Source organism: Natrinema gelatinilyticum, assembly GCF_024266705.1.
Taxonomy (GTDB): domain Archaea; phylum Halobacteriota; class Halobacteria; order Halobacteriales; family Natrialbaceae; genus Natrinema; species Natrinema gelatinilyticum.
The window spans coordinates 1078232-1103389 of record NZ_CP100756.1 but is presented as its reverse complement, the minus strand read 5'-3'; the positions used below and the strand labels follow the sequence as shown (position 1 = coordinate 1103389).

At 62.4% G+C, this 25158-nt stretch carries 18 protein-coding genes and 2 pseudogenes; 9 read left to right on the top strand and 11 right to left on the bottom strand.

Annotation, left to right across the window (positions count from 1 at the left end; translation table 11 throughout):
• The first annotated feature begins 39 nt into the window (after positions 1 to 39).
• Positions 40 to 573: an 8-oxo-dGTP diphosphatase gene (locus tag NJU76_RS05375; RefSeq protein WP_254531766.1), complete on the top strand. Its 534-nt coding sequence runs from the start codon at positions 40 to 42 to the stop codon at positions 571 to 573.
• Between the two features lie 431 nt (positions 574 to 1004).
• Positions 1005 to 2282 (top strand): annotated as a pseudogene (locus tag NJU76_RS05370) (RNA-guided endonuclease InsQ/TnpB family protein).
• 362 nt (positions 2283 to 2644) lie between these two features.
• Here the strand turns inward: NJU76_RS05370 and NJU76_RS05365 are convergent.
• Positions 2645 to 3619, bottom strand: a complete 975-nt coding sequence (locus NJU76_RS05365) for a quinone oxidoreductase family protein (RefSeq protein WP_254531765.1) — start codon at positions 3617 to 3619, stop codon at positions 2645 to 2647.
• A 183-nt stretch (positions 3620 to 3802) separates the two neighbouring features.
• On the opposite strand from NJU76_RS05365, the gene NJU76_RS05360 reads away from it, so the two are divergent.
• The 3 genes from NJU76_RS05360 to gltB all read left to right on the top strand — a co-directional run bounded on the left by NJU76_RS05360 (position 3803) and on the right by gltB (position 10839).
• The gene (locus NJU76_RS05360; RefSeq protein WP_254531764.1) at positions 3803 to 4192 is read left to right on the top strand and encodes a DUF7994 family protein; all 390 of its coding nucleotides are present in this window, start codon (positions 3803 to 3805) and stop codon (positions 4190 to 4192) included.
• A 105-nt stretch (positions 4193 to 4297) separates the two neighbouring features.
• Positions 4298 to 5779 (top strand): proline--tRNA ligase, encoded by a 1482-nt coding sequence (gene proS, locus NJU76_RS05355; RefSeq protein ID WP_254531763.1) that lies wholly within the window; start codon positions 4298 to 4300, stop codon positions 5777 to 5779.
• A gap of 464 nt (positions 5780 to 6243) precedes the next feature.
• On the top strand, positions 6244 to 10839 hold the full coding sequence (gene gltB, locus NJU76_RS05350; RefSeq protein ID WP_254531762.1) for a glutamate synthase large subunit: 4596 nt from the start codon (positions 6244 to 6246) through the stop codon (positions 10837 to 10839).
• A gap of 40 nt (positions 10840 to 10879) precedes the next feature.
• Here the strand turns inward: gltB and NJU76_RS05345 are convergent, their stop codons facing one another.
• Both NJU76_RS05345 and NJU76_RS05340 read right to left on the bottom strand, forming a co-directional pair.
• Positions 10880 to 11431, bottom strand: a complete 552-nt coding sequence (locus tag NJU76_RS05345; RefSeq protein WP_425604311.1) for a peroxidase-related enzyme — start codon at positions 11429 to 11431, stop codon at positions 10880 to 10882.
• A gap of 160 nt (positions 11432 to 11591) precedes the next feature.
• Positions 11592 to 11903, bottom strand: coding sequence for a hypothetical protein (locus NJU76_RS05340; protein ID WP_254531760.1), 312 nt, complete (start codon positions 11901 to 11903; stop codon positions 11592 to 11594).
• A gap of 191 nt (positions 11904 to 12094) precedes the next feature.
• Between NJU76_RS05340 and NJU76_RS05335 the strand changes: the two genes are divergently transcribed.
• Positions 12095 to 12472 carry a hypothetical protein gene (locus NJU76_RS05335; RefSeq protein WP_254531759.1) on the top strand — a complete coding sequence of 126 codons (378 nt, stop codon included), beginning with the start codon at positions 12095 to 12097 and terminating at the stop codon, positions 12470 to 12472.
• A 125-nt stretch (positions 12473 to 12597) separates the two neighbouring features.
• Here NJU76_RS05335 and NJU76_RS05330 read toward each other — a convergent pair whose 3' ends face one another.
• Both NJU76_RS05330 and NJU76_RS05325 read right to left on the bottom strand, forming a co-directional pair.
• A complete protein-coding gene (locus NJU76_RS05330; RefSeq protein WP_254531758.1) occupies positions 12598 to 13602 on the bottom strand; it encodes an RAD55 family ATPase in 1005 nt (334 codons plus the stop codon).
• Positions 13603 to 13780: 178 nt separating this feature from the next.
• Complete coding sequence (locus tag NJU76_RS05325; protein WP_254531757.1) at positions 13781 to 13984, bottom strand: hypothetical protein; 204 nt, start codon at positions 13982 to 13984, stop codon at positions 13781 to 13783.
• A 119-nt stretch (positions 13985 to 14103) separates the two neighbouring features.
• Here NJU76_RS05325 and NJU76_RS05320 point away from each other — a divergent pair, with 119 nt between their 5' ends.
• A complete protein-coding gene (locus NJU76_RS05320; RefSeq protein ID WP_254531756.1) occupies positions 14104 to 15150 on the top strand; it encodes an NAD-dependent epimerase/dehydratase family protein in 1047 nt (348 codons plus the stop codon).
• Positions 15151 to 15270: 120 nt separating this feature from the next.
• A complete protein-coding gene (locus NJU76_RS05315; RefSeq protein ID WP_254531755.1) occupies positions 15271 to 16332 on the top strand; it encodes an NAD(P)-dependent glycerol-1-phosphate dehydrogenase in 1062 nt (353 codons plus the stop codon).
• 48 nt (positions 16333 to 16380) lie between these two features.
• Here the strand turns inward: NJU76_RS05315 and NJU76_RS05310 are convergent, their stop codons facing one another.
• The 4 genes and pseudogenes from NJU76_RS05310 to NJU76_RS05295 all read right to left on the bottom strand — a co-directional run bounded on the left by NJU76_RS05310 (position 16381) and on the right by NJU76_RS05295 (position 20740).
• A complete protein-coding gene (locus NJU76_RS05310; RefSeq protein WP_254531754.1) occupies positions 16381 to 17196 on the bottom strand; it encodes an ABC transporter permease subunit in 816 nt (271 codons plus the stop codon).
• The gene (locus NJU76_RS05305) at positions 17193 to 18134 is read right to left on the bottom strand and encodes an ABC transporter ATP-binding protein (RefSeq protein ID WP_254531753.1); all 942 of its coding nucleotides are present in this window, start codon (positions 18132 to 18134) and stop codon (positions 17193 to 17195) included. The genes NJU76_RS05310 and NJU76_RS05305 overlap by 4 nt, the downstream gene beginning before the upstream one ends.
• 251 nt (positions 18135 to 18385) lie before the next feature.
• Positions 18386 to 18633 (bottom strand): annotated as a pseudogene (locus NJU76_RS05300) (ATP-binding cassette domain-containing protein); the annotation flags it as partial.
• Between the two features lie 250 nt (positions 18634 to 18883).
• Positions 18884 to 20740 (bottom strand): S9 family peptidase, encoded by a 1857-nt coding sequence (locus NJU76_RS05295; RefSeq protein ID WP_254531752.1) that lies wholly within the window; start codon positions 20738 to 20740, stop codon positions 18884 to 18886.
• 271 nt (positions 20741 to 21011) lie between these two features.
• On the opposite strand from NJU76_RS05295, the gene NJU76_RS05290 reads away from it, so the two are divergent.
• Positions 21012 to 21446: a hypothetical protein gene (locus NJU76_RS05290; protein WP_254531751.1), complete on the top strand. Its 435-nt coding sequence runs from the start codon at positions 21012 to 21014 to the stop codon at positions 21444 to 21446.
• 711 nt (positions 21447 to 22157) lie between these two features.
• Here NJU76_RS05290 and trpB read toward each other — a convergent pair.
• Positions 22158 to 23309, bottom strand: coding sequence for a tryptophan synthase subunit beta (gene trpB, locus NJU76_RS05285; RefSeq protein WP_254531750.1), 1152 nt, complete (start codon positions 23307 to 23309; stop codon positions 22158 to 22160).
• A gap of 90 nt (positions 23310 to 23399) precedes the next feature.
• Positions 23400 to 25082, bottom strand: a complete 1683-nt coding sequence (locus NJU76_RS05280; RefSeq protein ID WP_254531749.1) for an NADH-quinone oxidoreductase subunit D — start codon at positions 25080 to 25082, stop codon at positions 23400 to 23402.
• Between the last annotated feature and the right edge of the window lie 76 nt (positions 25083 to 25158).

The window sequence follows — 25158 nt, the reverse complement described above, 5'->3', positions numbered from 1 at the left end:
AGCGTATAGCCTTTTCTCGCTCCGATCCAACCGTCTGATATGATCGAGGCGACGCTATGTTTCCCGCTTCGGGACTTCGATTGCAGTGACGGGCCAGTCACGAGTGACGATCCCGACCGCGAGGTACTCCTCATCGAGAAACGCCGCGGTCTGGGTGAGGGGTGGTACAACGGACCCGGCGGGAAATGCGAACCCGGCGAGGCCCCGCGAGACTGTGCTATCCGCGAAACGCGTGAAGAGGTCGGTCTCGAAGTGCGCGACCTCCAGAAAGCAGGCGAACTCACGTTCCTGCTCGACGGCGACGTTCACACGGTCTGTCACGTCTACCGAACGACCTCGTTCGACGGCCAGCCAACCTCCTCCGAGGAGGCTCACCCGGAGTGGGTTCCCGTCGACGAGGTGCCGTACGACCAGATGTGGGAGGACGACCACCTCTGGTTGCCGGGGGTCCTCGAGGGGAACACGGTCGTCGGCGAATTCCTGTTCGAGGGCGGCGAACCGCTGGACGAGGCTGCGTTCGTCGGTCACGACCTCGAGTGGGACGTATCAATTGACGAAGCGCGGGGGACTTGACATCTTCCCCGCGCTGAAGCGCGAGGATTCCCACGGCACCGCTGGGTTGGGATGTTTAAGGTTCGTAGTTCCCTCGAAAGTGACCTACTGGCTGTGCCAACCAGCCGTTACTCCTATCCCCGGCGTGAGGATTCAGAGGTACCTGTGTTGTCGCACCCTGCCTCGCCACAGAAGGGGAGTCTTCCGCTTAAACATAGGCAATCCGACACTGTCCGATTAAGTGGGCGGGTAGACCGTCTCGGCTCCTCACCATTATGAGGGCAGAACGCTCAAACCATCCGTTTTAGCTGAAAGAGAGGGTGCTAAGCCCCCGTCCTCGAGGAGCGACCGACGGGAGCGAGGAGGGCGGGGATACAGCACCCCCACGATTGTCACACATCTCTACTCATAAACGCTTAATAAACTACACTCCATAGACGAAAACAAGTCGCATGGAGTACAGTCCACGATACCGTCTCTTTCCCACCACCACCCAACGGGAGAGTTTGGACTGGACTCGTGACACCGTGCGACAACTCTACAACCACGCCCTCCACGAATTCACCAAGATACCAGAAGACGAGGGGACGCTTCGACAGCGTGTCTGGCACGTCCGAGATGAACTCCCACAACTCAAGCAACAGTGGACTGACCTCAAACAGGTCTACTCCACCGTGTTGCAGAAAGCTGTCGAGCGTATCCGTACCAACATCACCAACCTTGGCACACTCAAAGCCAAGGGATACGACGTTGGCTCGCTGAACTGGAAGTCACCGCGTGAGTATCGGAGTTTCACGTACCGGCAATCAGGCTTCGAACTCGACACGAAGAGTGGCCCGAGAGACCGAGCGATACTCCGCCTCACAAAAGTACGCGGCGAAACCCTTGAAATCCCACTCCGACTTCACCGTGACCTTCCCGACCACGATGCTATCAAGGAAGTCACGGTGAAGAAAGAACCCACAGGAGCGTAGTACGCTTCGTTCTGCATCAGCACCGACACGCCAGAGAAACCAGACTCAGCTGACATTGAGCCGGAAGACACGGTTGGGATCGACCTCGGCGTTCTCACCTTCGTCCAGGATTCGGACGGACGCTCCGTCGGACGTCTTGACTTCTCCGACGAGCGAAAACGCCTCGAACGTGAGCAGCGTTCGCTTTCTCGCAAGCAATACGAGTCGAACAACTGGGAGAAGCAACGGCGGCGAGTCGCTGAAATCCATGCTCGTATGTCGAACAAGAAGCGAGATTATAAACACAAACTCGCACACTATTACACGACCGAGCACGATGCCGTGTTCGTTGAGGATTTGAACGTGACGTCACTGCTTGAAGCCAGTGGCAACGCTCGGAACAAGGCCGAAGTCGGCTGGCGAAACTTCAGTACGATTCTGAAACATCACGGTCGGAAGAACGAGTGTCACGTTATCGAAGTCGAACCGAATGGCACGACGAAAGAGTGTGCATCGTGTGGCGTGGAGACGGCGAAACCGGTGTGGGTCCGCGAACATTCCTGCCCGTCGTGTGGGTTCGAGTTGGAGAGGGATTGGAACGCGGCGTTGAACATCCAGTCGCGTGGTCTGGAGAACCTAGGAGTGGTTCACTCCGAAGCAACGCCTGTGGAGACCGCGACCGCTGTGGATACCGTTCCCGTATCTGCACGTCGCGTCGTCGAAGCAGGAAGCCCTGCCCTCAAGGAGTCGCCGAAGGCGACGAGTAGGGTGGGGTAGTTCACCACGGTACGTGTGGTCTGCTTCGTCCTTTGACGGCACGTATTTCCGCTGTGAACGGCGAGGCTTTGCGCCTGCTCTGCACGTAACTCCTCGACACGGTTCCCGACGTATCGCCGAGTGAATCGTCGTCGTCGATCCACGTGATGTTTTCTTCTCGCGCTATCTGCGAGAACTTCTAGTCGGTCATATCTGCAATCTCAGCTGCACGGGAGAACGTGACTTCGCCTGCTTCGAGTCTCTCGAGCGCGCGGTCACGGCGCCATGCGTCGAGATAGTACCCATGAGTAAACAGTTGATACGATATATGCAAGCGTGACGGACGTACTTCGCCCCTCTCAGAGTCAGCGGTCACCGGCATCTCACGGTTTCAATACTATTTTCCCGGAACTCTTGCGATCCTCGATGTACTGGTGGGCCTCGGCCGCGTCTTCGAGCGCGAACGCCTCGCCGAGGACGACCTCGAGGTCGCCACTCGCGAGTCCCTCCGTGAGGCCCGGGACGGCCTGCATGACCCGACTCGGATCGTGCATCGCGGCCTGTCCGAGGTGGAACCCCGAGACGGTCTTGTTCTCGAAGAGCAGGCGCTGGTTGCTGACCTCGGCGGGAACGCCGCTTGCGACGCCGTAGGTGACCATCCGCCCGAAGTGGGCCATCGCGTCGAGGCTGCGGTCGAAGACGTCGTCGCCGACGCTCTCGAGGACGAGGTCAACGCCCTCGCCGTCGGTCTCCTCGTCGACGACCTCGCGGAAATCCGTCTCCGTGTAGTTGATGGGATGGTCACAGCCGAGGTCTGCTGCGAGGTCGAGTTTCTCCTGCGTGCTCGCGGTGCCGAAGACCTCGGCGTCGGCGTTCGACGCTAACTGAACGGCTGCCGTACCGACGCCGCCCGCGGCGGCCTGGATCAGCACCGACTCGCCCGCCTCGAGTCCGCCCCATTCGAAGAGACAGGCGTGGGCGGTGAGAAACTGGACAGGAAAGCCGGCGGCCTCCTCGAAACTCATCGCGTCCGGAATCGGAAAGAGCATCCCGGCGTCGGCGGTGACGGACTCCGCGTAGCCGCCGGTGTCGAGCATCGTGACGACGCGGTCGCCTTCCGTGAGGTCGTCGACACCCTCGCCGACCGCGTCGACCGTCCCCGCGGCTTCCATACCGGGGACGTACGGTGGTTCGGGACCGCCCGGGTAGTGGCCGCGGCGCTGCATGATGTCCGCGAAATTGATGCCCGCGGCTTCGATGTCGATGCGGACCTCTCCTGCGTTCGGCTCCGGTGTCTGTACGTCGACGACGGAGAGTTCGTCGCTGTCGCCGTACGCGTCGACTTCGATCGCTTTCATTCCGTTCCTACGTACGCCAGTCGGTCGCATAAAACTGCGAGAACCGGATAAAACAGACTTTTCGTTTCCCGTTCACGGCAAAGGCGAACGCATTCCGCCAATGGTTAAGTACTTATTGTGTGAATTTAAAACAATGGCTCTCCGCACCCGGAACCGACGCTTTCGATCAACGCTGGAAACCATATGAACGAACGTCGCAACCGCCAAGTCAGTGCGGTCGTCGGCGTGTTTCTGTTCCTCGTCGGCGGCTCTGGCGTCGTCTTGCTCGGTGCCCGTGTCATCCAAACACCGGTGTTGCTCGGACAAATGGGGTTGCTTGGACTGGCCGGCCTGTTCGATATCGTCGCGGCGACCGATACGAGACTGACCGACCGCTGGGCGTGGTACCGGTGGAACGGTGCCGGGAGCATCCTGCTCGGGTTGTCGTTCCCGCTCGGACTCGTCGGAAGTGGTTGGGCCTTTTTCCTCCTGACCAGCGCTGGCGGACTCTCGCTGGTTGTGATGGGTATCGACATGCTCGCATTCCACGGGAGATACACCCGCGAGGAGCGACTCGACCGCGACAGCGGCTGATCGCCGGACACCTGTCGCCGTGTCCCGGTTCAGCTCCCTGGTACGTCTCACACCGGCGTCCGGCCTTCGCATGGTTTAAGCCCGCGCTGCCTGAGAGTCGAACCAATGAGCGACGAGAGTCAGGAACTCGGAATCACCGAGTCGAAATCGCACAAACCCGGCGAGTGGTACGCCGAAGTCGTCCAGAAGGCCGACCTCGCAGACTACGCCCCGATGGGCGGGTTCATCGTCACAAAACCGCGCGGATACGCGCTCTGGGAGGGGATTCAGGACGCGCTCGACGGCTGGTTCAAGGAAACCGGCGTCGACAACGTCTACTTCCCGATGTTCATCCCGGAGAGCTTCCTCGAGCGGGAGAAGGACATCGTCGAGGGATTCGATCCCGAGGTTGCGTGGGTAACGCAAGGCGGCCACGAGGAACTCGAGGAACGGCTCGCCGTCCGTCCCACGAGCGAGTCGATCATCGCGCCGTTCATGGCCGACTGGACGCGCAGTCACCGCGATCTCCCGCTGCGGCTCAACCAGTGGTGTTCGGTCGTCCGCTGGGAGGCCACGGAGACGAAGCCGTTCTTCCGGACGAAGGAGTTCATGTGGCAGGAGGGCCACACCGCCCACGCCGACAACGAGGGTGCGTGGGAAGAAGTTTGGACCCGGCTCGATCAGTACGAGCGTGTCTACGAGGACGTACTGGCGATTCCGGTCCTCCGCGGCAAGAAACCCGAACACGATAAATTCCCCGGCGCAGACACGACGACGACCGTCGAGGCACTGATGCCCGACGGTAAGTCCGTCCAGGGTGCGACCAGTCACAATCTCGGCCAGAGCTTCGCCGAGGCGTTCGACATAACCTTCGTCGACGAGGACGAGACCGAGCAAACGGCCTACACCACCTCTTGGGGCCTCTCTTGGCGGGCGATTGGCGCGCTCATTATGACCCACTCCGACGACCAGGGACTCGTCCTTCCGCCGACGATTGCGCCGACGCAGGCCGTCATCGTGCCCATCTGGCAGGAAGACACGAAAGAAGACGTTCTCGAGTACTCGCGGGGTATCGCCGACGACCTCGAGGCGGCCGGGTTCCGCGTCGAACTCGACGATCGCGACGAGCGCAATCCTGGCTTCAAGTTCAACGAACACGAACTCAACGGCGTGCCGCTCCGCCTCGAAATCGGCCCCTACGAGGTCGAGGACGAGGAGGCCACGCTGGTTCACCGACCTGACAACGAGGAGTCCGTCGCGGACCGCGATGGGATCGTCGACGCCGTCGACGAGCACCTCGAGGCAATCTACGACAAACTCTACGAGGCGGCCGAGGAGAACTTGGCGGAGAACGTCCGCGAGGCCCACAGTCCGGAGGAGATTCTCGGGACGATCGGCAAACATGGTGGCTACGTGAAGACGCCGTGGTGTGGCGACGAAGCGTGTGAGGAGGCCATCAAGGAAAAAATCGCCGCGGAAATCGTCATGCAGCCCTTAACCGACGAGGGTGGTACAACGGCGGGTAACGTCCCCGAACCCGAGACGAAGGAATGTGGGGTCTGCGGCGATACTGCAGACGAGATCGCGTACTTCGCGAAGTCGTATTAGATCCGATCGGTCCGTCTCCGTCGTGCCACTCGGACCATCCACCGCTGTCTTTCTCTCTTCGATGCCGTTCCGACCGTCTCCAGCGCCGAATCAGAACGTGATTAATTTCGAGCGAGAACGTGCGAAAACACCGGGTTATTCCATCGAAACCTAATTGCTTAACCAAAGATTGCTTACCAAATCACGAGTTACTACTCTACTGTGGTGTTCACTTTGGTGGGTGAGCACTACGTGTCTCTGACATTTCCTCGCTACCGGGAAGTCGACCTTTCCGGGAGGGGAATTCGACGGCCTGTCTGTTCATCGATTGTCGCACTCCGAGAGTCTCTGCAGACGACCGGAGTGAACTCGCCGTAAATGTAAATTAAGGTATTGCACATGACCTTATATCTATATCTATGTGTTTATAATACGCTTAGTCATAATGGATTAGCCTCTTATAGTCGATTCGGCTATGCCTGTGTATGCCACAACCACAGATAGCGTCATCCACCGAGGGTTCGACGGGGCTCGCCGACCCCGAGGACGCGCGGTCGAACTGCGGCGTCGGCGTCGTCATGGACCTCGATGGGGAGGGAGGTCACGACGTCGTCGCCGACGGACTCGACTTACTCGTCAATCTCGAACACCGCGGGACGACCGGCGCGGAAAAAGACACCGGCGACGGGGCTGGCATCATGCTTCAGACGCCCGATTCGTTCTTTCGAGACGTTCTCGAAGCTGATCTGCCGGACACCTACGCCGTCGGTTCTCTCTTTTTCCCGCAGGACGCTGCGACACGCGACGAACTCGTCTCCCTGATCGAGGACACCTTCGACACGTACGACCTCGATGTCCTCGAGTGGCGTGACGTTCCGACCAACGATGAAAATCTCGGAAAGACTGCCGTCGATTCGGAACCCGACGTTCGGCAAGTCGTCGTCACACCCACAGACGACGTTTCCGGCGACGACTTCGACCGACGGCTTTACGTCGCCCGACGTGCGCTCGAGAACGCTGTTGAGCAACGCGCTCAACGAGCTTCCGATCGCGACGCTCGCGGAGACACTGTCGAGGAGGCCGAACTCGACGGTGCTGATCGCTTCTACGTCTGCTCGCTCGACTCGAAAACGATCGTCTACAAGGGCCTGCTCAAGGGCGAGCAGGTACCGACATACTATCCGGATCTCACCGACCCCCGGATGGAGTCGACATTCGCGATGGTTCACGAGCGGTTCTCGACGAATACGCTCGGCGCCTGGCACCTCGCCCACCCGTATCGGAACATCATCCACAACGGGGAGTTCAATACCATCCGGGGCAACATCAACTGGATGCGCGCTCGCGAGACAGACATCGAGAGCGACGTCTTAGAGGACCTCGAGGCGGTCAAGCCGATCATCGACGATCCGGAACAGTCCGATACCGCGAGCGTCGACAACGCGCTCGAACTGCTCATGCAGGATGGTCGCGACCTCGAGCACGCCTTGCGGATGCTCGTCCCCGAAGCGTGGCGCGGTGACGACGCGATGGACGACGACCGCACGGACTGGTACGATTTCCACGCCTCGCTCGTCGAACCGTGGGACGGCCCTGCGCTCGTCGCGGCGACCGACGGCGAACGCGTCGGTGCGGTCCTCGACCGTAACGGACTGCGGCCCTGCCGATACGACGTGACGACGGACAATCGATTGATCATGGCAAGCGAGGCTGGCGCGCTCGAGACCGAGCCCGAAAACATCGAGGAGCGCGGCCGCCTCCAGCCCGGTCAGCTGTTCCTCGCGGACCCTGCCGAAGGACGCGTCATTCCCGACGACGAAGTCTTCGAGGACCTGACCGACGACCGATACGGCGACTGGGTCGCCCAGGAGCAGGTTCACCTGGACGACATCCGGTCGACGAACGATCCTACGCCCCAGCGGGAACTCTCGAGCCTCCGCGAGTACCAGGCTGCCTTCGGCTACACGCACGACGAACTCGAGAACATGATCGAGCCGATGACCCAGAAGGGGAAAGATCCCGTCGGCTCCATGGGCGACGACACGCCGCTGTCGGTGCTGACGGAGTTCAACCGGCCGCTCTTCTCGTACTTCAAGCAGCTGTTCGCCCAGGTCACCAACCCGCCGCTCGACTACATCCGCGAGGAACTCGTTACCTCCATGGAGAGCCGACTCGGCTTCCAGCGAAACCTCCTCGGTGAATCGCCCGAACACGCCCGCCAGCTCGTCCTCGATTCGCCGATTCTGACCGACGCCGAACTCGAGTCGATCCGCGATTGTTCGGCCAACGGAATCACCGCGGCGACGGTCGATATCACGTACGGACCCGCGAACGAGGATCTCGAGGCGGCGATCGAACGCGTCCGCGAGGACGCCGTCGATGTGATCGAAGCAGGCAACGACGTCATCGTCCTCTCGGACCATGGGGTCGACGAGGACCGGGTCGCGATTCCGAGTCTGCTCGCGACCGGTGCGGTCCACCATCACCTCGTGCGCAACGGACTGCGCAATCACGTCGGCCTCGTCGTCGAGTCCGCCGATCCCCGGACCGTTCACCACTTCGCGACCCTGGTCGGCTACGGCGCTGGTGCGATCAACCCGTACCTGGCGTACCAGACGATCGAAGACATCACCGCCGGCCCCGACGGTGCCGATACCGGGGTCGCCATCGACGCCTACGTGGGCGCGGTCGAAGACGGGTTGTTGAAGATCATGGCCAAGATGGGAATCTCGACGGTCGAGAGCTACCAGGGCGCCCAAATTTTCGAAGCCGTCGGACTCGACTCCGGTCTCGTCGCGGAGTACTTCGAGGGCACCGAGAATCGAACCGGAGGGATCGGTCTCGCCGAAATCGAGGACGACCTTCGCGAGCGCCACGAAACCGGCTTCGGAACCGACGACGAAGAACCCGATCTCGACCGCCAGGGCGAGTTCGAACACCGATCGAACGGGATCTACCACCAGTGGAACCCCGAGACCGTCGGCTCACTCCAGCAGGCCGTCCGATCGAACGATTACGAGCGCTATCAGGACTTCGCCGAACTGATCAACGACCAACAGCAGAACCTCCAGACCCTGCGCGGTCTGCTCGAGTTCGACTCCGACCGCGACCCGATCCCGCTCGAGGAGGTCGAACCGATCAAGGACATCGTGCAGCGATTTTCGACGGCGGCGATGTCGCTCGGCTCGCTCTCGCCGGAGGCCCACGAGAACAACTCGATCGCGATGAACCAGATCGGCGGCAAATCCAACTCGGGCGAGGGTGGCGAACCGCCTGAGCGGTTCAACACCGAGCGCGAGTGTAACGTCAAACAGGTCGCCTCGGGCCGGTTCGGCGTTACGTCCACGTACCTTTCGAACGCCGACGAACTGCAGATCAAGATGGCGCAGGGTTCGAAACCCGGTGAGGGCGGCCACCTCCCCGGTTCGAAGGTCAACGAGATGATCGCCCACGTCCGGAAGTCGACCCCCGGTGTTGGCCTCATCTCCCCGCCGCCGCTTCACGACATCTACTCGATCGAGGATCTCAAACAACTGATCTTCGACCTGAAGGCCGCAAACGAGGACGCGGACATCAACGTCAAACTCGTCTCCGAGGCCGGCATCGGCACGGTCGCCGCCGGCGTCGCGAAGGCCAACGCTGACGTGGTCCACATCTCGGGCCACTCCGGCGGAACAGGTGCCTCGCCGCGTACCTCGATCAAGAGCGCCGGACTCCCGTGGGAACTCGGCCTCGCTGAAGCCAACCAGATGCTCTGTGCGACCGGCCTCCGCGACCGCATCCGCGTCTCGACCGACGGCGGGATGAAAACCGGCCGTGATGTCGCCGTCGCGGCCCTGCTCGGTGCCGAGGAGTACATCTTCGGCACTGCTTCGCTCGTCACCAGCGGCTGCGTGATGGCCCGGCAGTGTCACAAGAACACCTGCCCGGTCGGCGTCGCCACGCAGCGTGAGGATCTGCGCAAGCGATTCCCGGGGGAACCTGAGCACGTCATCAACTACATGACGTTCATCGCCCAGGAACTGCGTGAAATCATGGCCGAACTCGGCTTCCGAACCGTCGACGAAATGGTCGGCCAGGTCGACGTCCTAGCGCAGCGCGCCGATGTCGACCATCCGAAGGCCCGCAACGTCGACCTCTCGGATGTGCTGGCAGACCCCGGAAGCGAGGTCCGCCGGAAGATCCGCGAGCAGGATCACGAACTAGAGGACCAGATCGACCGGGAGCTCATCGACGCCGCGGCCGACGCCATCGAGAACCAGGACCCGGTCTCGCTCGAGACGCAGGTCACGAACATCGACCGTACCGTCGGCGCGATGCTCTCGAACCGCATCACCAGCCGCTACGGTGAACCCGGTCTCCCCGACGATACGATCACCGTCGACCTCGAGGGCACCGCTGGCCAGAGCTTCGGCGCGTTCCTCGCGAGCGGTATCTCGATGCACCTGGACGGCAGCGCGAACGACTACGTCGGCAAGGGCCTCTCGGGCGGCACGCTCACGATCCGGACCCCCGAAACCGCCGCGTACGATCCGACAGAAAACGTCGCGATCGGCAACGTCGCACTGTACGGTGCGACCGACGGGCAGCTGTACGTAAACGGCGTTGCCGGCGAACGGTTCGCGGTCCGAAACTCCGGCGCCAAGGCCGTCGTCGAGGGCGTCGGCGACCACGGCTGTGAGTACATGACTGGCGGCGTCGTTGCCGTGCTCGGCGACACCGGCAAAAACTTCGCCGCTGGCATGTCTGGCGGCGTCGCGTACGTCTACGACCCCGATCGAGAGTTGGCCGCGAAAGCCAATACCGGCATGGTTTCTCTCCACGACGACCTCGAGGAGAAAGACGAGCAGATGCTCCGCCGACTCGTCGAGAATCACGTGGCATACACCGGCTCCGAGCGCGGGCAGCACCTCCTCGAGAACTGGGAGCGCTCGCTCGAGGCGTTCGTGAAGGTCATGCCCGAGGCCTACTACGAGGCAATTACCGAGCAGGGATCGGACGACGTCCGAAACGAACTGCCTGGTGCACCCGAGGCCAGCCTCGAGGCGGGATCGGCCAACGTCGCGACGAGCGACGACTAACGGATCCGACCGACGAATCGGATCGGACCCTTTCTTCCGACTACCTTCTGAGCGTGTGAAACTCGTCGTTCGGCCGCATCTCGGCGAAAGTCGCCATTCGATTGCTCAGGTTGTAGTAGGCGGTGACGGCGCCGATGTCCCAGATCGCTTCTTCGCTGAAACCGGCTTCGCGCAGGGCCTCGAGATCGGCGGGTTCGACCTCCATCGGGCGCTCGGTGAGTTTGACGGCAACGTCGAGCATTGTCCGGTGGGCGTCGTCGATATCGGCCGTCCGGTAGTTCGCGATCAGCTGGTCGGCTAACGTCGGATCGTCGGCGTAGATGCGAACGAGCGCGCCGTGGGCGACGTTGCAGTAGTAACAGTGGTTGACGCCGGAGACGGCGACGACGATCATCTCGATCTCTTCACGCTCGAGGGCTGTGTCTTCGACGAGCGCGTCGTGGTACTCGAAGAACGCCCGGAAGTGCGAGGGTTTGTACGCGAACGCCGAGAACACGTTCGGCGTGAATCCAGCGCGCTCGGTCTCTTCGACGATTCGACCCTGGAGGTCCTCGGGCAGGTCGTCGAACGTCGGGACGGGAAATTGAGCCATCGCGTCGTCGTCGAGTTCGGGGGTCAATTCTGGTTCGGAGTCGGAGTCTGGTTCGCTCACGGCTTCAGTTTCGAAAGCCCCGGTAATAATTCCGCAGGCGAATTTCCGACGTCGTCGACCGACGTCGGCACTGGCGTTCGAGACGCTGGGTGACCTGCCGTCACCGAGAGCGGTAGTCCTCGTCGCGGGACCGATTCGAATCGGGAGTCGGATCTCGCTCGTGGATGTGCCGGCGGTTGCTCATGTCTTCGTCCTCGAGTTGTTGGTTCCGGTCGTTCCCGCTGCTCGACCGCGGGCCCCGGTCCGACTCGCGGGCGTCCGTCCGGTCGCCGTGCTCCGATCGTCGCCCCCGCTGACCGTGCTGGCGGCCGCTGCTCGTCCGCTCGCGGTCCGATCGACCGGTGAAGCCGTCGGTGTTGCCACGGTTTCGTTCCCGGTCATATTGCTGGGTGACTCCGTACTCGCCCCCCATTCGCTGCCCTTGTCGGCTCTGACTGCCGCGATTTCGCTGGCTGCCAGACTGGTGGCCCTCGCTTCGCTGGTGCCGTCCGGATTCGGACTGCCCTTGCCAGCGCTGACTGCCGCGTTGGTCGCCGCGTTCCCGGTATCGGTTCCTTCGCTGGCTCTGTCGGTCGCTGCGGCACTGCTCTTTGCCCCCTGCCAGTGTTGCTCGTCGATCTGCGAATTCGTCGGTTGACCGCCCTGGTACTGCTCGCCGCCCCGTTGCTGCGGTCGGTCGCCCCGGCCTTGCCCGCTGCGCCGCTCACGCCGGTCCTGCTGCCGGGGCTGGCCGCCGTGATACTCCTCCTGGCGGACTTCGCCGCCGTACTTGAGATTGCTCTGTTCGATCGCGTCGGTTTCGAATCCGCTGTGCCGGCGGCCGCCCTGGTGCTGCTGGTGTGCCTGTTGCTGGCCGCCCTGCTGTTGTCGACGGCCGTACTGCTCGCCCCGCTGCTGGCTACTCTGCTGGTGCTGCGACCCAGTGCCTTGCTGCCTGGTGACGGGCGTGAGACGAATCGATTCGGTTCGGCGTGGCGATGAGAGCGGTCAGTTTCGCGGGTTCGAATCCGAACTGCCGTCGTCGGTTCCGGCGCGGAGGTGGGTCCGGTCTCGAGCGGCGGATCGGGAGGAAACCCAATGGCCAGTACCGGCTCCCGTCGGTCCGGCTACTGTGGCCGATTCAAATGTCGAGGACCGTTTCCGAGATCGTACCCCTGTTGCGCGTCGGCGTTCGGTCCGAACGCGAACAGCCCGCGGGCGGGTTCGTAGTCGTAGGCCACCCACTGCGGCAGGACCTGAGCACCGATCAGTTTTCGAACCGCAAGCTGTTTGAGCCGGGCGTCCGGCGCGAACTGGTCCGCCAATCTGAGATCGATGATCCCGTCGAAAACGCATGTTGCCTCCGGATACTCGTCTTCGCTCGCCGTCGAGGCGGCGGCAACGACCGGGACGAACCGAGCTTTGCAGACCATGGCCCGGATGTCGTTGATCAGGTCGTGAACCTGCCGGTCCTGGAGCAGCGACTCGAGTTCGTCTAGCGAGTCTATCGTGACCAGCCCGGTCTCGGTCATCTCGAGGTCGTCGAGTGCGCCGTACAGACTGTTGGTCAGTTCGCGACGATCGGTGGGATCGCGAACCTCGACGATCGCGTCTTCGGCGGCCTCGCCGACGAACGTCGTCCACTCGTTGCGGCGACCGAGGAACTCGGACCGGTCGTCGAGCCGATGCGTGTAACAGTCGATGACTTGCAACCGACCGTTCTCGAGCGCCGGGAGGACGTTCCACCCGTTCTGATAGAATCGTTCGAGCGTCGCTGTCGGCGGATTGGCAAAGGAGACGACGATGGTGGGTTCGCCTCGCTCGAGCGCTCGCCAGGCGAGTTCGGTCTCGAGCTCGGCGCGTCGGGTTCCCTCGTCGCCCAGCAGAAGGAGAAACGAGTCCGCGGGGATGCCGTTCGGGACGAGCGAATCGATGGGTTCGACGCCCGTCGAGACCCGCTTGTAGGCGTGGGTGTCGGTCATGGTGGAACCGTTGGCAGCGGCTTCGCGACAGGCGACCGAACAGTACCGACCCTCGTCGTTCTCCTCGGGTTCGCCAGGAATCGGATAGTGACAGTGGTCACACTCGAGTGGGTACTCAGGAGTGCGCTCTGTCCAGAGCTGTTCTGACATACCGGAACACGCTACCACGAACAGGTCAATAGAACCCACCCCTGATCGTCACTGCGTTTCTTCGTCTCCTCGAACGGAGTCGGTCGCTTCGTAGTCGGTCAGGAGGTAGGTAAATCCGACCGACGACGACGGCGACGCTCCCGTCGTGCCACGTGCGAAAGCTCGGTAGCTCGTATCGCTAGGCGACGGAATTCGGTTCCGGAAACTCGTCCTCAAGGGGCAGGTAATTGGAGTTCCCAGTGTTGTCCCAGGCCGACGACCAGCCGTCGGGATCGCTGGCAGAGTCTGACCACGAAATGTCGCCCGAGCCGTCCGTATCGGGCGTCGACTCGATCAAGACGAGGACGCCAGTGGTCGAAAGCGTTACACAAGTCGCCGGCATCGAACGGCGCGCGGATGAAAACATTGCAGCATCTGTGGTATCCGTGCAACCCCGACGGGTTCCTGAAGCGATGACTGCTCGTCCGCCACCGTTTTCTCCCACAGCCGTGACGCTCACACATGGACACTGCGCTCGTCATCGGCGGCACTCGCTTCATCGGCCGGCACCTCGTCGCCGAACTGCTGGATCACGAGTACGGCGTGACGCTACTCACTCGAGGTAATCGCGAGAACCCGTACGCGGACGACGACCGCGTCGACCACGTCGAAGGCGACAGGACGAACGAGACGGTTCTCGAGGCGACCGCGACGACGGTCGATCCCGACGCGGTCTTCGACTGCGTCGCCTACCACCCGAGTGACGTCGGGGACGCAACCCGGATCTTCAGCGATTCCGAGGCCTACGTCTACGTTTCGAGCGGGGCAGCGTACGGCCGCGAGGAGATTCCCAAACGGGAGGGCGAAACGCCGCTCGAGACGTGTACGGCCGAACAAGCGGCAGATGACACCTTCGAGACCTATGGCAATCGAAAGGCAGAGGGCGATCGAGCGGTGTTTTCGGCGGCCGATAACGGGATCCGTGCGATGGTCGTCCGTCCGCCGATCGTCTACGGGCCACACGACTATACCGAACGGCTTGACTGGTGGATCGACCGCGTAAACCGTTTCGACCGCATCCTCGTTCCGGGTGACGGGACGAACCTCCGCCACCGCGTCTACGTCGAGGACGTCGCCAGTGCGCTCCGACTCGTCGCCGAACGCGGTGAGGCCGGCGAGGCCTACAACGTCGGCGACCGGCGGCTCGCGACGCTCGAGGAGATGGTCGACCTGATCACGGATTCGCTGGATAGCGTGGCGCACAGCGCCGCGGAACGCGCGAACGGTGAGCAGAGCGAGCCGAAAGCGGGCGATACGGACCTCGTCCACGCCGGCCCCCGAGAACTCGCGGCCGGCGAACTCGAACTCGACGACTACCCGCTATACCGGACGTACCCGCACGTCCTCTCGACGGCGAAACTCGCCGCACTGGGCTGGGAATCGACACCGCTCGGGGAGGCGATGGACCGGACCGTCGCGGCCCACCTCGAGCACGACCGCGGCGAGGTCGAACTCGGTCCCGATCGAGCTGCAGAAGAGCGCGTGCTCGCCATTTTAGAGACGCTCTGAGCAGTCTGCCCGTTCTCGGAACGCTCGAGGTGTCGCGCCCGCTCGAGACGTGACGGCGTTCGTATTGACTGCCGCGGTGACGAGGAAAAGCACATGACCCGTGGGTGTGTCGGATCAGGTATGTTCGAGAAGTCGACGTGGATCCGTCTCCCGCGAAACGTTGTCGTCGGTCATGGCGTTCGCAGCAAGGTGGTCGACGTGGTTAACGACCTTCATCTACAGGGACGGCCGCTGTTTGTCACGAGCCCGACACCTCGAGAGGTCGCCGCGGACCCGATCGCGGCCGACTTCGAAGCCGCCGGGATCGAGCCGGCTATCGTTACGATCGAAAAGGCGACGTTCGAGGCGGTCGAGCGAGTGATCGATATCGCCAAAACGGAGGCGGCCGCGTACCTCGTCGGAATCGGCGGTGGCAAAGCAATCGATATCGCGAAACTCGCCAGTTATCACCTCGAAATGGGCTTTCTCTCCGTGCCGACCGCGGCGAGTCACGACGGTATCGTCAGCAATCGCGGCTCCGTCCCGAACGGGGATTCGCGCCACAGCGTCGCGGCTGAGCCACCGCTCGCGGTCGTCGCCGATACCGGCATTCTCGCTAATGCGCCGTGGGAGCTGACGACGGCTGGCTGTGCCGACATCATCTCCAACTACACCGCCGTGATGGACTGGCGGCTCGCGAAACGGTTACAGGACGTCGAGTACTCCGAGTACGCCGCCGCGCTCTCGGAAATGACCGCTGAAATCCTCGTGGACAACGCCGACCTGATCCGGCCGGGGCTCGAGGAGTCTGCCTGGGTCGTCACGAAGGCGCTCATGTCCTCGGGCGTCGCGATGAGTATCGCCGGCTCGTCGCGGCCCGCAAGCGGTGCCGAACACCTTTTTTCCCATCAGCTCGACCGGTTGGCGCCCGGCGCTGCCCTCCACGGACATCAGGTCGGCGTCGGCTCGATTATGACCGCGTATCTCCACGGCGGGGATCGAGGTATCTGGCGAGACATCCGGGCCGCGCTCTCGAGCATCGACGCACCGACGACCGCTGCCGAACTCGGCATCGACGACGAAACCGTCGTCGAGGCGCTGACGACCTGTCACGAAATACGCGATCGCTACACGATCCTCGGCGACGGGATGAACGAGCGAGCAGCTCGAGACGTGGCGACGAAAACCGGCGTCATCGACTGATCGCTCGGAGTAATACGAGACGTTCTCCGTTTCGGTGAGTACTGGCGATCAACTGATGTCAACGCGCTCGAACCGCCAGAGACCAATCGCAACTGGGAACACTATCCAGGCGACCATGATGGCAATCGTGGCCTTTCCCTGCAGATACCACGGGTTGCTGGCCGGAATCGATTGCCTCGGGAACGCAAGCGGTGTCGCGACGAGGTATGCGGCTGTCGGACTGATGAGTACCTGGACGAACTTGATTTGTAAATCGGGCACTCCAAGGCCGGCGAGATCGTTGAGGAGAAATTCCAGCGTCCGCTCGAGTGGGCCAAATATATTCAACACGTTGGTCACGAAGAAGAAGCCGATCGCTCCGGCCATCGCACGCGCTCGGGACGCGGCCATAGCGGAGATCCCGATCCCGACGGCGACGTAGGTCAGCGTATAGAGGAGTGTCAGGGCCGCGATGCCGACGAAGATATCGATGTCGGGCGAGGAATACCAGTTGAGTGCGAGCCCCCCGCCGACGAGAAACGCACAGATAATCGACATGGAGACCATGGTCGATCGCGACAGATACTTCCCGAGAACGACGTCACGGCGACTGTTCGGGACGGACAGAAGATACTTGATGCTGTGTGACTCGCGTTCGCCCGCGATCGCGAGGTACGCCGACACGAGGGCGATCAGGGGGATGAACATCGCGCCGACGTCAGTCAGGTTCACCAGTGCGCTTTCGACGTCCGGGTTCGAAACGGTGTTTTTCTCGGTATACAAGAACAGAACGACGACGGAGACGTACAGTACGCTCACGGACCAGATGATCCGGGATCGCCAGACGTCGAGGAAGTCCTTCTTCGCAACGGCGAGCGTGCTCATGCCGATACCTCGACGGCCGATGTGTCGTCGTCCCGTTGCTCTCCGTTCGTGTACGTATTGAAAAGCTGCTCGAGCGAGACGTTCTCGGAGATAATGTCGTGGACCTCCGTCGCGGACGCGATGTGACGGACGACCTCGATCTTGCTCGTGGGGTCGGTACAGGTCACGGTGATCGTCGTTCCCGTGATGCTGGCCGATCGAACGCCGTCGAGTCGATGAAGAGCGAGATTTTTCGGGACGCGTTCGACCTCGAGCGTGATCGTCGCATCGAGGTCGAGGTTGCCCTGCAAATCGTTGATCGTGCCGGTCGCGATCAGGCTTCCCTCCTTCATGATTCCGACCCGGTCGCAGATGGATTCGACCTCGCCAAGGATGTGACTCGAGAAAAAGACAGTCGTCCCCTCAGCGGCTTGGGCCTGTATACTGCTTCGCATCCCCTGTCGCCCTGCCGGGTCCAGTCCGGACGAGGGTTCGTCCAGAATCAGCAGGTCCGGATCGCCGACCAGCGCCATGGCGAACCCCAACCGCTTGGCCTTCCCTTTCGAGAAGTCTCCGACGACTCGGTATCCATCGTCGTACAGGCCGACTCGTTTGAGGAGCGTGCCGGGATCGTCGTCGGCCCCTTTCGTGTCGATGACCCATTTGAGGTGTTCGCGTGCGGTGAGTCGGTCGTAGAGACTCGCGTTTTCGGGGAGAACGCCGATACGATGCCGGATTTCGTCGCTATCGGCGTGCGCGTCGAGGTCGAGTACCGTCGCGGTTCCGTCGGTCGGTCGGACGAAATCGAGAAGCATGTTGATCGTCGTCGACTTCCCTGCACCGTTCGGACCGAGAAACCCAAACACTTCGCCGTCCTTGACGGTCAAATCGAGACCGTCGACGGCGACGACCGACTTGCCATAGCGTTTGGTAAGTCCGGTTGTTTGAATGGCTGTCATACCCTGTATTTCGGGGTCTATTACCGTATAGTCTTTTTGTGACTTCCTCCCAACCCTACTCGCTCACGGCTGACGCCGTTCACTCCGTGCGGGTGGGGCATACTGTTTCCACGACGTTGTCAGCCTTTGTCTGACAGCCTATCGAGGTTCCCACGACAAACGCGCGTTACATGAACCGACGTAGTTCCCGTCGGGAGTGCATCTCCGCAGGCGTTGGAAAATCGCGGTGCGATTTTAGCAACCCATCAGAAGTAGACGCTCACCCCTTCGGGAAGCACACTGATCCGATGGCGGATCTCGTCGGTGTCTGTCCGGGCGTCGAGGCCGAGCACTGTCGCACGGCCCGACGTCGGCCGAACGAAATCGAGTATCATATTGATCGTCGTCGACTTCCCCGCACCGTTGGGCCCAGGAAGCCGAACACTTCGCCGTCCTCGACGGTGAAGGCGAGGTCGTCGACGACGAGGACCGATTCACCGTCTCGTTTGGGGTAGACCAATCGTCTGAATGGCGACCCCGGCAGGAGATCCGCGGCCGCATCGTGTATATTTCTAACTTATTCGCCAGAATACATCGTCCGAAATTGGTTGCGCGACTGTGGTCACGAGCGAGTCTGCGATGACTGTCGGACGCTGCGATGCGTGCTATCGAGATCTGGTACTGCCTCTCATACGGACTCCAGTACGTCATTGCCGGTGCAACCGCGACCGTCCTGCGGGCGCACCGGTACATCGGTACAGCAGACCGTATCAGACGTGCTCGTCCAGGAAATCTGCGATCGCGGAATAGGCTTCGATGCGGTTCTCGAGCTTCGAGAAGCCGTGTCCCTCGTCGTCGAAGATGAGTTTCCGGACGGGAACCCCGTGCTCGGCGGCTCGATCGGCGATCTGTTCGGCCTCGCCGACCGGGACGCGGGGATCGTTCTCACCGTGGAGGACGAAAAGCGGTGCCTCGATGTTCTTGACGTTGTTGATCGGAGAAATGTCCGCCAGGAACTCGCGGTCATCGGCGAGGGAGCCGTATTCGGCTTCGCGGAGTTCGCGCCGCCAGTCGCCGGTGTTCTCGAGGAACGTGACGAAGTTTGCAATGCCGACGATGTCGATCCCGGCGGCCCACCGGTCTGGGTATTCGGTCAATGCGGCGAGCACCATGAACCCGCCGTAGGAGCCCCCTTTGGCGGCGATCCGGTCGGGATCGATCGCGGGGTGATCTGCGAGCCACTCGGTACAGGCCTCGATGTCGGCGACCGAATGCATCCGTTTTTCGACGTCGTCGAGGGCCGCGTACTCGGCGCCGTAGCCTGACGACCCTCGCACGTTCGGCTCGAAGTACGCGTAGCCCCGGTCGAGGAAGTACTGTTTGACGCTCGAGAACGAGGGGCGGCGCTGGCTCTCGGGACCGCCGTGGATGTCGACGATGACGGGTGTGTTCCCGTCTTCGCGACCGTCGGGAAGGGACAGAAAGCCAGGCACCTCCAGCTCGTCGAAACTCTCGACGTGGACGAGGTCGGACTCGTCGAACGATTCGCGAGGGATTCCCGCGGTCGGCGCGCTCGTCCACTGGTCGGCTTCGCCGGTTTCGATGTCGACGACGAAAACGTTCGTGTTGACTGTGTCGCCGGTCGTCGAGAGGGCGAACCGCTCCGCGTCCGGATCGAAGCTCACGCCGCCGGAGATACCGCCCGGCAGGGCGGGTTCGGGAAACGTCTCGTACTCGGTGGGATCGTCGGCGTCGAACTGCCCGACGGTCAGCTCGGTGTACCCGTCGACGTTTCGCGAGCAGACGAACCGGCCCGTGTTATCGTCCAGGGCGATGCCGTCGACGTTCCAACCGTCTCCGTCCATGACGGTCTGAATGTCGCCGCTCTCGAGGTCGAGATAGGCCAGATAGAGAGTGTCTGCCTCGGTCCGGACGTCGTCTTCCGTCTCGTCTCCGTGTTCGCCCTTGTCGGTAACGAGGTAGATTCCCTCGCTGTCTGGTGCCCAGCTCGCGCTCTGATAGCGGACGTCGCCCTGGTGTGGCGTTACGTGTTCTCTGTCTGTCACGTCGGCCTCGAGATCGAGTACGTAGAGGTCCTGGTCGAAGTTGGAGTACGCCTGCGAGACGAGCAGCCGGGAGTCGTCGGGACTAAAGCCGGACAGCGAGAGCCAGCCGTCGCCCTCGTAGACGAGCTGTGCGTCCTCGCCGGTCTCGTCGCGACCCTGGACGTACACGTCGAATACGGACTCGTCGCGGCGGTTCGAGGTGAAAGCGAATCGGTCACCGTCGTCGCTCCAGCCGCCCCAGCGGTGTTTGGCGTCGGGCGTCGCGGTGAGGTTCGTTATTTCGCCGGTCGTAGCGTCTAACCGGAACAACTGGGCGCGCTCGTTACCGCCTTCGTCCATACCGAAGATCAGCTCTGTGCGTTCGGGCGACCACGAGGCGAACGTCACCCGCTCTTCGAAGAACGTTCGCTGTTCCGGCCAGGCGCGTGCGGACTCGAGCGTCCAGACCTGCGAGGTTCCTGTGGTATCCATCAGAAACGAGAGCCGTTTCCCCTTGGGTCCGAACGACGCGCCATAGGCGCTCCGGACGTTGAGATACCGCTCGATATCGTAGCTGCTCATGCGCCAGCCCTACGGACTCGAGGGTGTAGTCGTTTCGGTTGGCGGTCACTCGGCAGCGAGGCATCGCTTGATGTCCTCCCCGCCCTGTGGAGAGAGTCTTTTTCCTCAACTCTCCGGAAGTCCTCAACTTTCCATAAGGATACGGTTATACCGCCCGCGGAGACGGTCAATCTCCCTGGAGCTGTCGGTGAGAGGATCGGCTTCAATCGTCCCACGAGAGTCGGCTGATGGGTACGATTAACGAAGCCGCCGAGGGTGGTCGAAACGCCCGATGGCAGGAGAGACCGACGCGTCTCCGCTCGGAATCGTCTTCATGACGACCGCGATCATCCTCGTGGCGTTTGGAGCGACCATCGTGGCAGTCGGTCCGGAACCGTTCCGTGACGACTCGATCGGGGTGCCCGAGAGCGACGTCGAATCGGAGCCGCTCGGTTCCCAGACTGATGACGGAACGACGAGCGGTTCAGACGATGACGGAGCCGAAAGCGATGGCGACGAGAACCTCGACGAGCGCGGCGCTACCATCGAGAGTAACGAGAACGTCGGCGACCCGGCCGAGGAACGAGAGGAAGAAGCGGAGGCCGAGGCTGAGGAACGAGAGGAAGAAGCGGAGGCCGAGGCTGAGGAACGGGAGGAGGAAGCGGAAGAGGAGGCTGAGGAAGTGGAAGAGGAGGCTGAGGAAGCGGAAGAGGAGGCTGAGGAGTAGAGGGTAGATTGACCCGTCCCATCGAGCGGGGACGACCGAGCTTACGGCCAACCGGAACAGGTAACGTTTTTATCCATTCGGCCGCATCTGGCGATCAGACGCAGATCGCGTTCGTCTCGGTCGAAACGGTTCACCACCGCGACACCGAGACGAACCAGCGATTCTGAATTGGCCTCGAGACACGGGCCTCGTTCTATCCGTGCCTTCCGTTCGTCCTCGCAGCCGCGGACCCGGACGTGATTCAGGCCGCCGCGCAACCGCCTTCACGCCGCCGCGTAACCGCCGGGTCAGGTTATCGTGGCCCGATGGGGGTCGACGCTCGCACGCACTCTGCTGGTCGTCAAGTGGTACGGCGACGGTGGTGTCGACGACACGCGATGTATGCGGCTCGCCACAGGTCGGCCGGACCTGATCGTCACACCCTCGAAATTCGTCGAGACGTGGGTCCGCGAACGCGGCGCTGACGTCGTCGAATCCGTCCCGAACCCGATGTCCACGAAGAGCAGATCCGGACGACGCGACCGCGCTGACGACTCGCCTTCGAGCAGTTCTCTGACGACCAGACACCTCAGAGCCCGGGCCACCGAACGGCACCGTACGAACCACTGGCTCAGGAATCGGCATACAGCAACCCGTCCGGACCTGCCACAACCTGTCATAATCCGTCACGACTCGTCACGACCCGTCGAAGGCTGTTGACTTGGACGACGGTCAGAGGTCGAACTTCGCGGCTGCTGTCGCCATGTCTTTGTCACCGCGCCCTGAGAGGTTCACGAGGATCGTGTCGTGGTCGCCCGCCTCGGCCAGTTCGATCGCGCGAGCGATCGCGTGACTGGACTCGAGTGCGGGAATGATCCCTTCGGTCTCGCTGAGTTCGCGGAAGGCGGCGAGCGCCTCGTCGTCGGTGACGCCCTGGTACTCACAGCGGCCGACAGCACGGTACATCGCGTGTTCGGGGCCGACACCGGGGTAATCGAGCCCCGCAGAGACGGAGTGGACCTCGATGTCGTCCTCGATGACCCGCGTTTTCATCCCGTGGATGACGTCGTCCCGTCCTTTCGCGAGGGGTGCGGCGTGTCGACTCGAGTCGGCTCCTTCGCCACCGCCCTCTGCGCCGTAGAATTCGACGTCGTCGTCCCGGAAGGCGTGGAAGAGACCGATCGCGTTCGAACCGCCGCCGACGCAGGCGACCGCGGCGTCGGGCAGCTCGTCCGTCCGTTCCTGGATCTGTTCGCGCGCTTCCCGACCGATGACGCTCTGGAAGTCTCGAACCATCCGCGGGAACGGGTCCGGCCCGACCACGCTGCCGACCAGATAGTGCGTATTGTCGACGTTCTGGGCGAAGTCCTCGAGCGCCGCGTCGACGGCGTCGGCCAACCCCTCGTTGCCGCGGGTTACCTCGGTGACCTCGGCGCCCATCAGTCGCATCCGGAAGACGTTCATCTCCTGGCGCTCGATATCCTTCTTCCCCATGTAAATCTCCGTGTCGAGGTCGAGCAGGGCGCCGACCATCGCCGTCGCGGTGCCGTGCTGTCCCGCGCCGGTTTCCGCGATCAGTCGGTCCCGGCCGGCCCGTTTGGCGAGCAGCGCCTGCCCGAGACAGTTGTTGATCTTGTGTGCGCCGCCGTGGAGCAGATCCTCGCGTTTGAGGTAAATCTCCGCGCCGTAGCGTTCGCTCAGGTTGCGCGCGTAGTACAGCGGGCTCGGTCGGCCCGCGAATTCCTCGAGGAGGCCGCGCAGTTCGGACTGAAACGCATCTGTCTCGGCGACTTCGTCGTAGGCTGTCGCCAGTTCTTCGAGCGGCTCCCGAAGCGGCTCTGGAACGTGTCTCCCACCATATCCTTCGAACTCTCCGTCGGACATATGCCGGTGGATTGCGCGCTCACCGTCAAATATGTTCTGTGCTGGCGCGGCGAACGGACGAATCGCTCCCGTCTCAGCACGACGTCCCGTTTACCGATCGACGCTCCCGAGAACGATGTCGAGGCTTCCCAGTGACGCGATCAAATCCGGGACGTACTCGTCTTCTGCCATTTCCGGCAGCGCAGAGAGGTTGTGGAAACACGGACTGCGGATCTTGAACCGGGCGGGCGAGTTCGAGCCGTCCGAGCGGATGTAGATCCCGAGTTCGCCCTTCGCGCTCTCGACGGCGCGGTAGGTCTCCGTATCCGCGTCCGGCTTCAGCGTCCGCGGCACGTTGCTCTGGACCGTCCGTTCGTCTTCGGGCCAGTCTTCGATGAGGTCGAGACACTGTTCGATGATCTTCGCCGATTCCTCGACTTCGCGCATCCGGACGAGAACGCGGCTGTAGTTGTCACAGCCGACTTCCGTGACGACGTCCCACTCGAGGTTCTCGTAATAGCCGTAGGGATCGTCCCGACGGAGGTCGTACTCGATGCCCGAGCCCCGGGCGACCGGGCCGGTACAGCCGTACTGTTTCGCAACCTCGGGCTCTAAGATGCCAGTATCGACCGTTCGCACCTGGAAGATTTCGTTGCCGGTGAGGAGGTCGTGATACTCGTCGACCTTCGCAGGCAACTCGTCGAGGAAATCTCGGCAATGCTCGACGAACTCCTCACGGGGCTCTGGCAGGTCCCAGCAGACGCCGCCAAGTCGGAAGAAATAGAACATCATCCGCTGTCCAGTCAGGTCCTCGAGGATGTCCTGGACGACCTCGCGGTCGCGCATGGCGTACTGGAAAATGGCGGTGAAGTCGCCGTAGACGTCCAGTGCGAACGTAGCCAACGCGAGGAAGTGCCCGAGCAGCCGTCCGAATTCGGTGGCCATCGTCCGCAGGACTTGCGCGTAGGCGGGCACCTCGATGTCGGCGATGTCCTCGATCGCGCGGGCCACCGCCCACTCGTTGGGGAGATTGGCCGTATAGTCCCACCGATTCGAGTAGGGAATGATCTGGTGGCGATAGGTTCCGTTCTGGCACATCTGCTCCTCGCAGCGGTGGAGATAGCCGATATCGGGTCGCACGTCCGCAACCGTCTCGCCGTCGAGCACCGTCTCGAGGTGGAGCACGCCGTGAGTCGCCGGGTGGTGGGGTCCGATGTTGAGCAGCATCGTCTCCGATTCGCGGTCGCGATGGGCCGCCTGGAGCGGATTCACGTGTTCGGCGTACCGGACGATCTGCGGTTTGTTCTGATCGTACTCGAGCGCGAGTGGATGGCCCTGCCAGGATTCCGGGAGGAGAATCCGCCGGAGGTCTGGGTGGCCGTCGTAGTCGATGCCGACGAGGTCGAAGGCCTCGCGCTCGTGCCAGTCGGCCGTTCGGAACACGGGTTCTGCGGACTCGCAGGTCGGATCGTCGGTCGGGAGTGGGACGACCAGCGTGACCTCGTGCGTGCGCTGGTCGTACTTCGTCACGTGAACGATCGACTCGTAGCGGTCTTGGTACTGTTGGGCCGTGAGACACGAGAGGTGATCGAATCCCGCCTCGTCACGCAGCAGCCGGATCACCTCCTGAACGTCGTCCGGCCGGATAACGAAGGCGGGCGCGTTCTCGTGTTCGTCCCGCCCGATCATGTACTCGTCGAGCAAGGACTCGAGGACGGACTCTTCGACGCCCTCCTCGCGTCTATGGTCGTACTCCGGGTCGATCTCGCGTTCGGGCACTGGTGTCTCGCTCATTGGACTCCCCTCGAGATGCCGGTGACGCCCGTCTCGATACCCTACAGGTGGCGTGAAAATGAGGGTTTTCCCGTCT

Coding starts and splice junctions, on each gene's coding strand:
- NJU76_RS05375 (WP_254531766.1), top strand. CDS start 40: ATGATCGAGGCGACGCTATGTTTCCCGCTTCGGGACTTCGATTGCAGT.
- NJU76_RS05365 (WP_254531765.1), bottom strand. CDS start 3,619: ATGAAAGCGATCGAAGTCGACGCGTACGGCGACAGCGACGAACTCTCC.
- NJU76_RS05360 (WP_254531764.1), top strand. CDS start 3,803: ATGAACGAACGTCGCAACCGCCAAGTCAGTGCGGTCGTCGGCGTGTTT.
- proS (WP_254531763.1), top strand. CDS start 4,298: ATGAGCGACGAGAGTCAGGAACTCGGAATCACCGAGTCGAAATCGCAC.
- gltB (WP_254531762.1), top strand. CDS start 6,244: ATGCCACAACCACAGATAGCGTCATCCACCGAGGGTTCGACGGGGCTC.
- NJU76_RS05345 (WP_425604311.1), bottom strand. CDS start 11,431: ATGGCTCAATTTCCCGTCCCGACGTTCGACGACCTGCCCGAGGACCTC.
- NJU76_RS05340 (WP_254531760.1), bottom strand. CDS start 11,903: ATGGGGGGCGAGTACGGAGTCACCCAGCAATATGACCGGGAACGAAAC.
- NJU76_RS05330 (WP_254531758.1), bottom strand. CDS start 13,602: ATGTCAGAACAGCTCTGGACAGAGCGCACTCCTGAGTACCCACTCGAG.
- NJU76_RS05325 (WP_254531757.1), bottom strand. CDS start 13,984: ATGCCGGCGACTTGTGTAACGCTTTCGACCACTGGCGTCCTCGTCTTG.
- NJU76_RS05320 (WP_254531756.1), top strand. CDS start 14,104: ATGGACACTGCGCTCGTCATCGGCGGCACTCGCTTCATCGGCCGGCAC.
- NJU76_RS05315 (WP_254531755.1), top strand. CDS start 15,271: ATGTTCGAGAAGTCGACGTGGATCCGTCTCCCGCGAAACGTTGTCGTC.
- NJU76_RS05310 (WP_254531754.1), bottom strand. CDS start 17,196: ATGAGCACGCTCGCCGTTGCGAAGAAGGACTTCCTCGACGTCTGGCGA.
- NJU76_RS05305 (WP_254531753.1), bottom strand. CDS start 18,134: ATGACAGCCATTCAAACAACCGGACTTACCAAACGCTATGGCAAGTCG.
- NJU76_RS05295 (WP_254531752.1), bottom strand. CDS start 20,740: ATGAGCAGCTACGATATCGAGCGGTATCTCAACGTCCGGAGCGCCTAT.
- NJU76_RS05290 (WP_254531751.1), top strand. CDS start 21,012: ATGGCAGGAGAGACCGACGCGTCTCCGCTCGGAATCGTCTTCATGACG.
- trpB (WP_254531750.1), bottom strand. CDS start 23,309: ATGTCCGACGGAGAGTTCGAAGGATATGGTGGGAGACACGTTCCAGAG.
- NJU76_RS05280 (WP_254531749.1), bottom strand. CDS start 25,082: ATGAGCGAGACACCAGTGCCCGAACGCGAGATCGACCCGGAGTACGAC.